Annotated in this window: 11 protein-coding genes; 7 read left to right on the top strand and 4 right to left on the bottom strand. The window is 71.4% G+C overall.

What is annotated here, in order from left to right; translation table 11 throughout:
• The first annotated feature begins 3 nt into the window (after nt 1-3).
• Nucleotides 4-555 (top strand): EF-hand domain-containing protein, encoded by a 552-nt coding sequence (locus DFQ13_RS13285; protein ID WP_035288977.1) that lies wholly within the window; start codon nt 4-6, stop codon nt 553-555.
• Nucleotides 556-721: 166 nt separating this feature from the next.
• Here the strand turns inward: DFQ13_RS13285 and DFQ13_RS13280 are convergent, their stop codons facing one another.
• Together DFQ13_RS13280 and DFQ13_RS13275 are read right to left on the bottom strand one after the other, a co-directional pair.
• On the bottom strand, nt 722-1,876 hold the full coding sequence (locus DFQ13_RS13280; protein WP_110080014.1) for an alkaline phosphatase PhoX: 1,155 nt from the start codon (nt 1,874-1,876) through the stop codon (nt 722-724).
• A 270-nt stretch (nt 1,877-2,146) separates the two neighbouring features.
• Nucleotides 2,147-3,358 (bottom strand): ROK family protein, encoded by a 1,212-nt coding sequence (locus tag DFQ13_RS13275; protein WP_110080013.1) that lies wholly within the window; start codon nt 3,356-3,358, stop codon nt 2,147-2,149.
• 87 nt (nt 3,359-3,445) lie between these two features.
• Here DFQ13_RS13275 and DFQ13_RS13270 point away from each other — a divergent pair, with 87 nt between their 5' ends.
• The 6 genes from DFQ13_RS13270 (at nt 3,446) to DFQ13_RS13245 (ending at nt 11,093) form a co-directional block, all read left to right on the top strand.
• Complete coding sequence (locus tag DFQ13_RS13270; RefSeq protein ID WP_035288981.1) at nt 3,446-4,942, top strand: sugar ABC transporter ATP-binding protein; 1,497 nt, start codon at nt 3,446-3,448, stop codon at nt 4,940-4,942.
• Nucleotides 4,935-5,993 carry an ABC transporter permease gene (locus DFQ13_RS13265; RefSeq protein ID WP_110080012.1) on the top strand — a complete coding sequence of 353 codons (1,059 nt, stop codon included), beginning with the start codon at nt 4,935-4,937 and terminating at the stop codon, nt 5,991-5,993. The genes DFQ13_RS13270 and DFQ13_RS13265 overlap by 8 nt, the downstream gene beginning before the upstream one ends.
• Before the next feature lie 26 nt (nt 5,994-6,019).
• Complete coding sequence (locus DFQ13_RS13260) at nt 6,020-7,066, top strand: substrate-binding domain-containing protein (protein WP_110080011.1); 1,047 nt, start codon at nt 6,020-6,022, stop codon at nt 7,064-7,066.
• A 35-nt stretch (nt 7,067-7,101) separates the two neighbouring features.
• On the top strand, nt 7,102-8,235 hold the full coding sequence (locus DFQ13_RS13255) for a Gfo/Idh/MocA family protein (protein ID WP_110080161.1): 1,134 nt from the start codon (nt 7,102-7,104) through the stop codon (nt 8,233-8,235).
• A complete protein-coding gene (locus tag DFQ13_RS13250; RefSeq protein ID WP_110080010.1) occupies nt 8,232-9,236 on the top strand; it encodes a sugar phosphate isomerase/epimerase family protein in 1,005 nt (334 codons plus the stop codon). Before DFQ13_RS13255 ends, DFQ13_RS13250 begins: the two co-directional genes overlap by 4 nt.
• Nucleotides 9,237-10,400: 1,164 nt before the next feature.
• Entirely contained in the window at nt 10,401-11,093 is a 693-nt protein-coding gene (locus tag DFQ13_RS13245; protein WP_052021937.1) for a helix-turn-helix transcriptional regulator, read from the top strand.
• 66 nt (nt 11,094-11,159) lie between these two features.
• Here DFQ13_RS13245 and DFQ13_RS13240 read toward each other — a convergent pair whose 3' ends face one another.
• Together DFQ13_RS13240 and DFQ13_RS13235 are read right to left on the bottom strand one after the other, a co-directional pair.
• Nucleotides 11,160-11,798, bottom strand: a complete 639-nt coding sequence (locus tag DFQ13_RS13240) for a helix-turn-helix transcriptional regulator (protein WP_052021940.1) — start codon at nt 11,796-11,798, stop codon at nt 11,160-11,162.
• Nucleotides 11,799-12,128: 330 nt separating this feature from the next.
• Nucleotides 12,129-13,160 carry a GDP-mannose 4,6-dehydratase gene (locus DFQ13_RS13235; RefSeq protein WP_035288993.1) on the bottom strand — a complete coding sequence of 344 codons (1,032 nt, stop codon included), beginning with the start codon at nt 13,158-13,160 and terminating at the stop codon, nt 12,129-12,131.
• Nucleotides 13,161-13,303: the final 143 nt, after the last annotated feature.

The raw sequence follows: 13,303 nt of genomic DNA, 5'->3' as shown, positions 1-13,303 counted from the left end.
GTCATGACTGGAGCTCGTGATCTCAAGTACCGCCAGTGGTTCAAGGGCGCGGACGTCGACGGCGACGGGGTGATCACCCGCAAGGACGTCCGGTTGATGGGCGAGCGCTACGTCGCGGCCCGTGGTGCCGCGCCGGGGTCCACGACCGCCCTCAGGCTGACCGAGGGGCTGGACGCGTTCTGGGCCAACGTGATCGCGCCGATGGACCAGGACGGTGACGGGGAGGTCGACCTGCGGGAGATGACCGAGGGCTTCCGGCGAGCGCTGACCGATCCCGCCCTGTACCCGCAGCAGGTCGGGCCGGTGGCCGACTGCTACTTCGACCTGATCGACCTCGACGGCGACGACCGGGTCGACCAGGCGGAGTTCGGGGAGATCTTCGGCCTGGCGGGCAACGTGCCCGCGGAGGACTGCGCCGCGGTCTTCGGCGCGCTGGACCTGGACGGCTCGGGCGGGCTGGACCGCGCCGAGTTCCACCGGGCGCTGGCGGAGTTCTTCTACGGCGACGACCCGGAGGCCCCCGCCGCGCACCTGTTCGGCAGGATCGCGGGCTGACCGGCAGCGGCGTCGTGGTTCCCGGGGGGTCGGGTGGAACGCCGCGCCCCCCGGGGTGATCGCGGTCCCGGCAGTGCGTGCGCCCACGGCCAGTCCGCCGCCCGCGTGGCGCCCGTCGACGCGAGCACGCCGCGGCGCGGAGTTCGCGCCGCGGCGTGCTCGTGGATCACAGACTGGTCCGGAAAGGACCGGTGACCTCGTAGGTGATGCCACCGCTGGACGAGCCGGTGGTGCCGCGCTGGGAGGAGAAGTAGAGGCGGTTGCCCGCGGGGTTGAACGCGACACCGCACAGCTCGGACGACGACTGGTTCGCCACCCGCAGGAACGGCGCGATGACGTCGTTCGGCGTGATGACGCAGATCTCCATGTTGCCGCCGTCCTCGGCGACGTAGAGGTCGCCGACCGCGGTGCCGGTGATGTTGTCCGGGCCCGTCAGCGGCGGGCTGGTGGTCAGGTTGTCGTCGTAGGCGACGGCGATGGTCTTGGTGGCCTCGTTGTAGGCCCAGACCCGGTTGTCGCCCTTGGTGGTGAAGAAGCAGGTGTTGTTGCGGTAGTACGCGCCCTCGCCGCCGTTGAACACCGCCGAGCCGCTGACCTGGTAGCGGGTGCGGGTCGACGCCGCCGACGGGTCCGGGACGTTGACCCAGGTGACGTTGCCCGAGCTGACCTTGGCGATCTGCAGGGTGCCGCCGCGGGAGAGGTCGCCCCAGACGGTCGGGGTGAAGCGGTAGAAGCCGCCGTTGGGCTCGTCCTCGGTCAGGTAGATGACCTTGTGGTCGGGGTTCGCCGCGGCGGCCTCGTGCTTGAACCGGCCCAGCGCGGGCCTGCGGGAGGCGGTCGCCGCGCCCCACGGGTCGCACTCGTAGACGTGGCCGCGATCGGTCTCCTCGCACGAGAGCCAGGTGTTCCACGGCGTGGCGCCGCCCGAGCAGTTGCTGGTGGTGCCGCTGAGGATGCGGTAGGCCGAGGTGACGCCGCCGGTCGAGTTGAACCGGATGGCGCTGACGCCGCCCGCGCCGGTGCCCAGCTCGGCGTTGGAGACGTAGATCCAGCCCGTGCCGTCGGCGAAGCACGCGCCGCCGTCGGGTGCGCCGTGCCAGGTGAAGCCGGTGCTCGCCACGGCCTGGCCGGAGCGGGCGATGATTCGGCTGGTGAAGCCCTGCGGCAGTTGGATGCCGTGCGAGTTCGCCGCCTGCAGCGCCCCGTAGGGGCTGGGTCCGGTCTTGGCCGGGAAGGCCAGCGACTCGCGGGTCATGGTGAAGCCGAGGGCGACGGTGCCGGTGCCGATGACAGCCGCGCGGAGGAAGCTGCGACGCTCCATGGGTGCCCTTTCTGTGGTGGGAGGGGGACCGGGTCAGAGCGAGGTGCGGTACTGGTGGTGCCGCCGCCGGTGCGGTGGCGGGCCGTCGTGGAACGTTATGCGCGAGATCTGGACGGCGGGTCGGGCAGCCGGTGAACCGTTCGTGACCAGCGGGTGATCAACAAGGGGAAACCGGCGCGCCGCAACCGGTTCAGGACCCGGTTGGCGGAACCTGGGCGAGCCGTGAGGTCCCCGGCGGTCCGGTCCGGCGCGGGCACGCGCGGCAGCTCTTCACGGTGTGCGCGCGTCTCGTGGGGTGGGGTTCAGGGTCGGGACGACAGCGGGGCTCAGGACCTGCTCGATGCCCAGGACCGCGGCACCGGCCAGGCCCGCGTACTCCCCCAGGGTGCTGCCGGTGAGCACGAGGTTGCGGGTGGCGAGGGGCAGTGCGCGCTGGTAGACGACACTGCGCACGCCCGCGAGGAGTTCGTCGCTGGCCGCGGTGACCGATCCGCCGATCGTCACGCGGGCGGGGTTGGCGAAGTGCACCAGCGTGGCCACGACCTCCCCGACGAGACCGGCCGCTTCGCGGACCAGCGCCAGCGCCTCGGTGTCGCCGTGGGCGATGAGCGCGCGCAGGTCGGTGACGTCGACGCCGCGGCGCCGCGCGATGGCGTGGGCGGAGGCGACGGCCTCGATGCAGCCGACGTTGCCGCACACGCAGACGACGTCGGGGGCGCCGCGGACGCGGATGTGCCCGATGTCGCCCGCCGCGCCGTCGGCGCCGTGGTGCAGTGCGCCGTCCTGGGTGATCAGCCCGCCGCCGATGCCGGTGCCGACCTTGACGAACAGCAGCGGTGACTGGTCGGGTGGCAGTGCGCGGGCTTCGCCGAGGGCGCGCAGGTTGACGTCGTTCTCCAGCACGACCGGGCAGCCGTGGCGGCGGCGCAGCCGTTCGACGACCGGGTAGGCGTGCCAGCCGGGCATGATCGGCGGTCGGACCGGCTGCCCGAGCTGCCCGTCGACCGGGCCGGGCAGCCCGATCACGACCGCGCGCACGGCGCCGTCGGGCAACAGCGCGTCGAACGCGGTCTCGATGAGGTCGAGCACGGTCTCCGGGCCGTCCCGCACGTCGACGAGGACGTGCGTGTGGCCGAGCACCCGCTGGCTGAGGTCGACGACGGCGAGGTGCGCCCCGTGGGCGCCGACGTCGGCCAGCAGCACCACCCCGCTGTCGGGGGACAGCTCGAGCCGGTCGGCCGGGCGGCCGCGGCCCGGGGTGGGGCGGGTGCCGTTGAGCCGGAGCACGCCGCGGGCCAGCAGCTCGTCGACGGCGCCGCTGACCGTGGTGCGGGCCAGCCCGGCGGCCGGTCCGAGCTCGGCCTTGCTCACGGCCGTGCCGGAGGCGACGAGCCGGGCGACCGCGCTCAGGGTGGTGGCCGCGTCGGCGCGACCGGACAGCGGCGGTGCGGCGAGGCGCAGCGGCGGGAGCGGGAGCGGCATCACGAACCAATATCGACGGATTACTACCGGAAAAAGACATTATTGCGACGTTGTACGGCGCTGGTCAATCCTCCTACCGTCCTGGCCATGACGTCACTGCTGACGGTGCGGGGAATCGTGAAGACCTTCCCCGGCGTGCGGGCCCTCGACGGCGTGGACCTCGACGTCGCGGCGGGCGAGGTGCACTGCCTGCTGGGTCAGAACGGTGCGGGCAAGTCGACGCTGATCAAGGTCCTGGCGGGCGCGCACCAGCCGGACGCCGGTGAGCTGACCTGGGCGGGGCGACCGGTGACCTTCCCGGGCCCGCACGCCGCCGACGCGGCGGGCATCGCCACCATCCACCAGGAACTCGACCTGGTGCCCGGGCTGTCGGTGGCCGAGAACGTCGTGCTCGGCCACGAGCCGTCGCGGCTGGGCTTCACCCGCTTCCGCGACGCCGAGGCGCTGACCCGCGGCCTGCTGCTGCGGCTGGGGCACCCGGAGATCCCGCCGCGCCGCGAGGTGGGGCGGCTCTCCGCGGCGGGGCAGCAGGTCGTGAGCGTGGCGCGGGCGCTGGCCCGCGACGCCCGGCTGATCGTCATGGACGAGCCCACGGCGGTGCTCGACCCCAACGAGGTGCGCAACCTGTTCCGCGTGGTCGGCGAACTCACGGCCGACGGTGTCGCGGTGGTCTACATCTCCCACCGGCTGGAGGAGATCCGGGCCATCGGCGACCGGGTCACGGTGCTGAAGGACGGCGCCACGGTGGCCCGCGACCTGCCCGCCCGCACCACGCCCACCGCCGAGGTGATCCGGCTGATGACCGGCCGCCCGGTGGAGCACGCGATCCCGCCGCCGAGCGCGCCACCCGGTGAGGAGGTGGTGCTGGAGGTCGAGGACCTGGCAGGTCCCGGCTTCGGCGGTGTGTCGTTCACCGTGCGCGCGGGCGAGGTCGTCGGGCTCGCCGGGCTCGTGGGCTCGGGCCGCTCGGAGATCGTCGAGACGGTGTACGGCGCCCGCCGCGCCACGGCGGGGACCGTGCGGGTGCGGGGCCGCGCGCTGCGCACCGGGTCGGTGCCTGCCGCCGTCCGCGCGGGGATGGGGCTGTGCCCCGAGGAGCGCAAGAGCCAGGGGCTGCTGCTGCACGAGTCGGTGGCGCGCAACGTGTCGCTGGCCGCGCTGGGCCGGTTCGCCCGAGCCGGGTTCCTCGGCCCCGACGCGGAGTCCGACGCCGCGCGGGCGGTGCTGGCGCGGCTCGACGTGCGCCCGGCCGACCCGTCGCGCCCGGTGCGGACGCTGTCGGGCGGCAACCAGCAGAAGGTCGTGCTGGCGCGGTGGCTGCTGCGCGGTGGCCGGGTGCTGCTGCTCGACGAGCCCACCCGCGGCGTCGACGTCGGCGCCCGCGGCGAGATCTACGCGCTGGTCCGGCAGCTCGCGGAGCAGGGCGTGGCGGTGGTCGTGGTGTCCAGCGAGATCCCCGAGGTGCTGGGGCTGGCCGACACGGTGCTCGTCGTGCGGGAAGGCCGGGTGGTGCGCACCGCGCCCGCCGCGGAACTGGACGAGGGCCGGGTCCTGGACCTGGTGATGGGAGCGGCGCATGTCTGAGCAGACCACCGGACGGGCCCCGGCGGAGTCCGCCGCGGGGGCGTCGGGAGCGGGCGTCACCGGTCCGCGGGCAGGTGGGGCGGCGCGGGACGCGGGCCCGTCGCCGTGGGGCAGGCTGTTCCTCGGCGGGGTGGGCCACAACCTCGGGCTCGTCGCCGTGCTGGCGCTGCTCGCCGTGGTCGGGGTGGCGACGGCCGACACGTTCGCGACCACGGCGAACCTGCTGACGATCCTCACCTCGGCGTCGATCATCGGGGTGATCACCGTCGGGGCGACGTTCGTGATCATCGGTGGGGGGATCGACCTCTCGGTCGGCAAGCTGATGGCGCTGGCCTCGGTCTGGGCGACGACGGTGGCGACGCAGTCGTTCGGGCCGTGGGTGATGGTCTTCTGCGCGTTGGCCGTGGGCGCGGCCGGTGGGCTGGTCAACGGCCTGCTGATCGCCTACGGGCGGATCGTGCCGTTCATCGTCACCCTCGCCATGCTCATCTCGGCGCAGGGACTGGCCGAGCGGATCTCCGGGCGGCGCAGCCAGATCGTCACCGACCCGGCGATCGCCGCGATCGCCACCACGCGGGTGCTCGGCATCCCGCTGCTGGTGTACCTGTTCGCCGCCGTCGTCGCGATCGGGTGGGTGGTGCTCAACCGCACGACGTTCGGTCGCCGGACCTTCGCGATCGGCGGCAACCCGGAGGCGGCCCGGCTGGCCGGGCTCGACGTGCGCAGGCACACCGCGGCGCTGTACGTGGTTTCCGGGCTCTGCTGCGGCGTCGCCGCGATCATGATCGCCTCGCTCACCACCACCGGGTCGAGCACCCACGGCACGCTCTACGAGCTCGACGCCATCGCCGCGGTGATCATCGGCGGCACGCTGCTGTCCGGCGGTCGCGGCACGCTGATCGGCTCGATCCTCGGCGTGCTGGTCTTCACGACCATCACCAACCTGTTCGTGCTCAACAACCTCGACACCGACGTCCAGAACATCGCCAAGGGCGCGATCATCGTCGCCGCGGTGCTCGTCCAAGCCCGCGCGCGGCGCGCAACCCCATGACCCCTCCCCTGCACAGGAGCGCAACCATGTCCGACCACTCCCGCCGCGGGTTCCTCTCCGGCGCCCTCGGGATCGGCGCCGTCGCCGCGCTGACCGCCTGCACCGGCAACGCCGCTCCCGCCCCGGGTGGCGGGGCGACCGCCGCAGCCGCGGGCGACAACGCCGAGCCTGGCAAGCCCGTCACCATCGGCTTCTCCTGCCCCGCGGCCGACCACGGCTGGATCGCCGCGATCGCCGCCAACGCGCGCAACCAGGCGGGGCTCTACTCCGACGTCTCGTTCGAGGCGGTGAACCCGACCACCGACATCGCCCAGCAGATCGCGGCCGTCGACACGCTGATCACCAAGAAGGTCTCCGCGCTGGTGATCCTGCCGAACGACGGCAGCCAGCTCACCGCCCTGGGCCGCAAGGCGATGGACGCGGGCATCCCGGTGATCAACCTCGACCGCGTGTTCGACTCCCCGCTGGCCTACCGCACGTGGATCGGCGGCGACAACTACGGCATGGGCGTCGCCGCGGGCACCCACATCGGTGAGCAGCTCAAGGCCAAGGGCGTCGGCAACCCGGTGATCGGCGAGATCGCGGGCATCGACAACCTGCCGCTGACCCAGGCCAGGAGCAAGGGCTTCGCCGACGCGCTGTCCTCCTACGGCTACTCGGTCGGCCCGCGCCAGGCCGCGGACTTCACCGCGCAGGGCGGGCAGCGCGTCGCGGCCAACCTGTTGCAGGCCGCGCCGCGGCTCGACGCGCTGTGGAACCACGACGACGACCAGGGCATCGGCGTGCTCGCCGCGATCCAGCAGGCGGGGCGCGGCGAGTTCCTGATGGTCGGCGGCGCGGGCTCGGCCAACGCCATGCGCGCGATCAAGGCCGACAACACCGTCCTCAAGGCGACCGTGACCTACAGCCCGTCCATGGCGTCGTCGGCCGTCGCGCTGGCGCGGCTCGTCGCGCAGAACCGGGGCATGGGCGACCTCGTCGAGAAGGAGGTCCCGACGTCGCTGACGCTGGCCTCCGCCACGATCACGAAGGACAACGTGGACACCTACCTGCCGCTCGGGTTCGAGTCGTGACGGCGGGCACCACCGCGCGCCGCCTCGGGGTCGGGATGGTCGGGCACGCCTTCATGGGCGCGGCCCACTCGCAGGCGTGGCGCACCGCCGCCCACTTCTTCGACCTCGCGCTCACCCCGGAACTGGCCGTCCTCTGCGGCCGCGACGCCACCCGCACCCGCGCCGCGGCCGACCGGCTGGGCTGGCGCGACACCGAGACCGACTGGAAGGCGCTGCTGCGCCGCGACGACGTGGCGCTCGTCGACATCTGCACCCCCGGCGACACCCACGCCGAGATCGCCATCGCCGCCCTCGACGCGGGCAAGCACGTACTGTGCGAGAAGCCGCTGGCCAACACCGTGGACGAGGCCAGGGCCATGGCCGCCGCCGCAGAGCGGGCCCGCGAGCGGGGCGTGCACAGCATGGTCGGCTTCAACTACCGGCGGGTGCCCGCCGTGGCGCTGGCCCGGCGGCTGGTCGCCGACGGGCGGCTGGGCGAGATCCGGCACGTGCGCGGCACGTACCTGCAGGACTGGGTCGTCGACCCGCAGTTCCCGCTGGTGTGGCGGCTGCGGGCGGACCGGGCGGGGTCGGGGGCGCTGGGCGACATCGGCGCCCACGCGGTCGACCTGGCGCAGTTCGTGGTCGGCGACCGGCTCACCGGCGTGACCGCGCTGATGGAGACGTTCGTGCGCGAGCGGCCCCTGCCGGTGGCGGCGGGCGCCTCGGGCAGCGCGGGCCGCGGGCAGGTCACCGTGGACGACGCCGCGCTGTTCCTGGGGCGGTTCGCGAGCGGCGGGCTGGCCAGCTTCGAGGCCACGCGGTTCGCGACGGGGCGCAAGAACGCGCTGCGGCTGGAGGTGAACGGCAGCCTCGGGTCGCTGGCGTTCGACTTCGAGTCGATGAACGAGCTGTCGTTCTTCGACGGCGCCGACGACCCGGTCGCCGCGGGGTTCCGGCGCATCCTCGTCACCGAACCCGAGCACCCCTACGCGGGGGCGTGGTGGCCGCCCGGGCACGGCCTGGGCTACGAGCACACGTTCACCCACGAGGTCGCCGACCTGGTGCGCGACCTCGCCGCCGGGGTCGACCCGACGCCGTCGTTCGCCGACGGGCTGCAGGTGCAACTCGTCCTCGACGCGGTGGCGCGGTCATCGGCCGGGGGCAGTGGCTGGGAGGAGATCGGATGAGGCCGGTCACGTTGTTCACCGGGCAGTGGGCCGACCTGCCGTTCGAGGAGGTGGCACGCCTCGCCGGGCAGTGGGGCTACGACGGGCTGGAGATCGCCTGCTGGGGTGACCACTTCGACCCGTGGGCGGCGGTGGAGGACCCGTCCTACGTCGCCGGGCGGCGCGCGATCCTGGAGGAGCACGGGTTGCGGGTGTTCGCCATCTCCAACCACCTCACCGGCCAAGCGGTGTGCGACGACCCGATCGACGAGCGGCACCGGGCGATCCTGCCCGCGCGGGTGTGGGGCGACGGCGAGCCGGAGGGCGTACGGCAGCGGGCGGCGGAGGCGATGGCGGTGACGGCCAGGGCGGCGGCGGCCCTGGGCGTGGACACGGTGGTGGGGTTCACCGGGTCAAGCATCTGGAAGACCGTGGCCATGTTCCCGCCCGTGCCGCAGTCGATGGTGGACGCGGGCTACCGGGACTTCGCCGACCGCTGGAACCCGATCCTCGACGTGTTCGACGAGGTGGGGGTGCGGTTCGCGCACGAGGTGCACCCTTCGGAGATCGCCTACGACTACTGGACCACCGTCGCCGCGCTCGAGGCGATCGGGCACCGGCCCGCGTTCGGCCTCAACTGGGACCCCAGCCACTTCGTGTGGCAGGACCTCGACCCCGTCGGCTTCCTGTGGGACTTCCGCGACCGGCTCTACCACGTCGACTGCAAGGACGCCAAGCGCCAGGTCGGCAACGGCCGCAACGGCCGCATGGGGTCGCACCTGCCCTGGGCCGACCCGCGGCGCGGCTGGGACTTCGTCTCCACCGGTCGCGGCGACGTGCCGTGGGAGGCGTGCTTCCGCATGCTCAACACCATCGGCTACGACGGCCCGATCTCGGTGGAGTGGGAGGACGCGGGCATGGACCGCCTCGTGGGCGCGCCGGAGGCGCTGGGGTTCATCCGCCGCTTGGCCTTCGACCCGCCCGAGGCGGCCTTCGACGCGGCGTTCAGCTCGAACAGGTAGGTACCGCGGCGGTCGACCAGCGGAGCCCCACCCAGCCGGGTGGGGCTCCACCTCCCTTGATCGCCCCCGTCCGCGAAGCGCGCCTGACCAGCAGTCCTGCTGGTCAGGCGCGCTTCGGTTCTCAGCCGCTGCCCTCACGCGCCGGGCCCTCGGTGATCGGCGCAGCCGGTGGTGAACGCCCCGGGGGCGGAAGCAAACACCAAAACCACCCGTGGGCACCCGCATACGGGCAACCCGCCCCGTGGTCGGGGTGATCACCGGCGGGGAGAGCCCGAGGCGTGCGAGTCGGCGACGTCGGGGCGGGTGCCCGGCCGGAGTCGTGCGCTGTGCAGGCACTTGCCCACCGGACACCACCCAGAACACCGCCGCGCGACGCCTCACCCGTATCGCGTTCGCGCCGAATTCCGGGGCACAACACCGTCGTCGAACTCGGATTCGGCGTTGCCCGAACGGTTGCGAACACCCCTATTAAATGGCCGACTCGGTCAAAGCCACCGCTGTCCCCCGCGGCTGCGGGTAAAAGAAACCCGTTCGCGCCGCCGCCGATCGCCATTAACGGCAGTGGCCCTGAAACGGCGGAACGGTGAAGACCCGACCGCGTCCGGGCAGGGTGACCCACCACGGCCACGCCGAACCCATGGGCAACCTCCTGCCGCACAGGCGTGCCACTGGTGCCGCCACCTGCGAAAACATCCCCGATGACCGGTTCGGGCTTTCGCGACAACGCGGGACAAATGACGGGGACATGTCACAGCATCGGTTGCGGCGATTCCCGGCAGACTGTGACGCAAATCGCTTTTCGGCACCCGCGTGAACGAAGGGACACCGTTCGACCGTGACACACGAACGGAGGATTGACCCTTCGAACAAAAAGGAAACACCATGCCAGGAGGTGAAGGGATTGGGTGTCACCCCGCCGAAAGGTTGACACTTCCACCACTACTGGGTATTTCTGATGAGGTGAATCACCGACGGGTTTGTCGACAGCAATTGAGACACCCGTCCCTCCGGACGACACGAGTGGTCCAGACCACAGTTGTCCACGGTGATCGACGCACACGACGAGGTGTGCCGCACGGCCTCTTCTGTTGATTTCGCGACTTTCCTTCATTCCACCGCAGTGGCCACCGTCGTACACGCCGTCCACACCGCAAGGGGAGCGTCATGTCCGAAGCCGATCCACAGTCGGAACACCCGCTCGCAGACAGCCGCACCACCGGATCGCAGCGATCCTGCCGGTCCGCGGCGCTCTACAACTCCCTGGTCGAGCGCTCCGGGGTCGGCATCGCCGCCCTGGACGCGCACTGCCGGGTCCAGAGCGCCAACCGGGCCCTGCTGACACTGCTCGACCGCGGCACCGCCGAGGTCCGAGACGTCGAGTTCACCGACCTGTTACAGCTCGACAGCGGGTCGCGGTTGCAGTTCAACTTCAACCAGCTCCGGATGGGCCGCACCGGGCGGTTCACCGAGTGCGTCAAGGTCAAGCGCCCGGACGGGACCGTCCAGGGCGACCTGACCGCGATCCGGCTGCGCGCCCCCGCGCGCGCCGTCGACCCGCTGATCGTGCTCCTGCAGGCCGATCCCGCCACCGCCGACGACGCCCAGGGGGGCGCCAGGCCCAGGCTGCTCAGCGAGGTCGACGCCAAGATCCTCGAGGGTGTCGCCGCGGGTGCCTCCACCATCCAGCTCGCCACCCAGCTCTTCCTGTCGAGCAAGGGCATCGAGTACCACGTCAGCACCATGCTGCGCCGCCTGAAGGTGCCCAACCGGCCCGCCCTGGTCTCGCGGGCCTACACGATGGGAATCCTCAGCGGCGGCGCCTGGCCGCCCCGGGTGCAGCGCGAATACGTCTACTGAGGACCCGACCACGAGAACTGCCCACGCGGTGCGTCCCGCGTGGGCAGTTCTCGTGGTCGGGGACCGTCAGTCCTGGATGCGCTCCGGCAGCACGGTGGGCGGCCACGTGCCGCTGCTGAGGATGCCCATGGAGTGCGCCTTCGACACCAGTTCCGTGCGGTTGATGGCCTTGAGCATCCGCAGCAACGCCGTGATGCGGTACTCCACCCCGCCCCGGCTCATGTGCAGGACGGTGGCCAGCTTGGCCGTCGAGACGCCCGCGGCCACACCCTCGAGGATGCGGGCGTCCAGCGCCGTGAGGCGGACCTTGCCCTGCACGATGGACTGCTCCCTGCCGACCCGCGAGGTGCGACTGACCAGCACCAGAATGGTGTCGACCGAACCGTCCGGCCCGGTCGTGGAAACGGCGGTCATGTCGCCGAACATGAGCGCGCCGTCCTGTCGGACGATGATGACCTTCCCGCTGATCCGATCGCGTTCACCGCTGGTCAGCATTTTCAGGTCACCAGCCACCCGCCTGCGGACCGTGGGGTGCAGCAGGGCCAGGAATGAACGGCCGTAACCGTCCTGCGGGCGCACGTCGAATCGGGCGAGGAAATCCGTGTTGGCCTCGCGCAGGTGTAATCGGGAATCGAGATTCGCCATGTACATGCCGGAGTGCTCAAACAATGACCTGAAGACGTCGCCGCCCGCTAGCTCGGTCACGGTACCGCTGCTCCTGTCCGAGGCATCACAGCGTCGTCGACCAGCGCCGACGACAGAAGACAATGCGAATCAACGAAAGAGCTGAACCCGTACACCCCCGTGTGGACGTAACTCACGCTAACGCACGCGGTGGGCCACTGTCAAATAAAGAAGGCGTGTGGTTGGAGGTTCACATCGCGCCGATCCGCGACGAACCCTCCGCCATGGCGAAAAACAGACAAACGGTCCGGCCGGAATAATCCGCAATCATTGTTCCGACTGGAAAAACCCTAGATTCCGGGGCGCTGACCGCACCGGGTGACCCGGCCCGGCCAGCGCCCCGGCGGCGGATCACCAATTGCCTGCCAGCAGCAGGTCGCCGTACTGGACCTCCCGCGACACCTGGCGCAGGTCGGCCTCGACCATCATCCGCATGAGCTCCTCGAAGGTGACCGTGGGCGCCCAGTCCAGCGCGGCCCTGGCCATGCCGGAGTCGGCGCACAGCGTCTCCACCTCGGCCGGGCGGACCAGTGCCGGGTCGATGTAGACGTAGTCCTGCCAGTTCAGGTCGACCGCGTCGAAGGCGATCCGCACCGCGTCGCGCACCGAGTGCATCACGCCGGTGCCGATCACGTAGTCGGCGGGCTCGTCCTGCTGGAGCATCAGGTGCATGGCCTTGACGTAGTCGCCCGCGAAGCCCCAGTCCCGCACCGCGTCCAGGTTGCCCAGCGCGAGCTTGTCCTGCAGGCCGAGCTTGATCTGCGCGACCGCCAGCGAGATCTTCCTGGTGACGAACTCCGCGCCGCGGCGCGGGGACTCGTGGTTGAACAGGATGCCGGAGACGCCGTACAGGTCGAACGACTCGCGGTAGTTGCGCGTGATGAAGTGGCCGTACGCCTTGGCCACCCCGTACGGGCTGCGCGGGTGGAACCGCGTGGTCTCGCTCTGCGGGGTCTCGGCGACCTTGCCGAACATCTCCGAGGACGAAGCCTGGTAGAACCGCATCCGACCGGACCCGTCGGCGCGGGACTGGCTCAGCCCGCTCACGATCCGGATGGCCTCCAGCATGCGCAGCACACCCGCGCCGTTGATCTCGGTCACCAGCTCGGCCTGCTGCCAGGACATCGGCACGAACGAGATGGCGCCGAGGTTGTACACCTCGTCTGGCTGGACCAGGTCCAGCGCCGAGACGAGGCTGGTCTGGTCCATGAGATCACCGTCCACAAAGGAAAGATCGGACGCCAGGCGGCTGATCCGCGACTTGCGCGGATTGGCCTGGCCCCGGATCAGGCCCCACACCTGGTAGCCCTGCGCCAGCAGGTGCTCCGCGAGGTACGAGCCGTCCTGACCGGTGATCCCGGTGATCAGAGCGCGCTTGGACATGATTCTCCCCTTCCACCGCAACCGGAAGAAGACGACCACTACGGTCGGATCGGCTTGGTCCAGGGTCAGTCTTCGAAACCGACACTCGCAGTCGACCGCCTGTGGTGTCAACGAAAACGGGCCATCCTAGTGGATCACCCGGA

This window comes from Actinokineospora spheciospongiae, assembly GCF_003182415.1.
Lineage (GTDB): Bacteria > Actinomycetota > Actinomycetes > Mycobacteriales > Pseudonocardiaceae > Actinokineospora > Actinokineospora spheciospongiae.
Note: the sequence above shows the minus strand (reverse complement) of the source record. Positions and strands in the feature narration are given on the sequence as shown.

Excerpts from the sequence above, each read along its gene's own strand:
- DFQ13_RS13285 (WP_035288977.1), top strand. The coding sequence starts at position 4 with ATGACTGGAGCTCGTGATCTCAAGTACCGCCAGTGGTTCAAGGGCGCG.
- DFQ13_RS13280 (WP_110080014.1), bottom strand. The coding sequence starts at position 1,876 with ATGGAGCGTCGCAGCTTCCTCCGCGCGGCTGTCATCGGCACCGGCACC.
- DFQ13_RS13275 (WP_110080013.1), bottom strand. The coding sequence starts at position 3,358 with ATGCCGCTCCCGCTCCCGCCGCTGCGCCTCGCCGCACCGCCGCTGTCC.
- DFQ13_RS13270 (WP_035288981.1), top strand. The coding sequence starts at position 3,446 with ATGACGTCACTGCTGACGGTGCGGGGAATCGTGAAGACCTTCCCCGGC.
- DFQ13_RS13265 (WP_110080012.1), top strand. The coding sequence starts at position 4,935 with ATGTCTGAGCAGACCACCGGACGGGCCCCGGCGGAGTCCGCCGCGGGG.
- DFQ13_RS13260 (WP_110080011.1), top strand. The coding sequence starts at position 6,020 with ATGTCCGACCACTCCCGCCGCGGGTTCCTCTCCGGCGCCCTCGGGATC.
- DFQ13_RS13255 (WP_110080161.1), top strand. The coding sequence starts at position 7,102 with ATGGTCGGGCACGCCTTCATGGGCGCGGCCCACTCGCAGGCGTGGCGC.
- DFQ13_RS13250 (WP_110080010.1), top strand. The coding sequence starts at position 8,232 with ATGAGGCCGGTCACGTTGTTCACCGGGCAGTGGGCCGACCTGCCGTTC.
- DFQ13_RS13245 (WP_052021937.1), top strand. The coding sequence starts at position 10,401 with ATGTCCGAAGCCGATCCACAGTCGGAACACCCGCTCGCAGACAGCCGC.
- DFQ13_RS13235 (WP_035288993.1), bottom strand. The coding sequence starts at position 13,160 with ATGTCCAAGCGCGCTCTGATCACCGGGATCACCGGTCAGGACGGCTCG.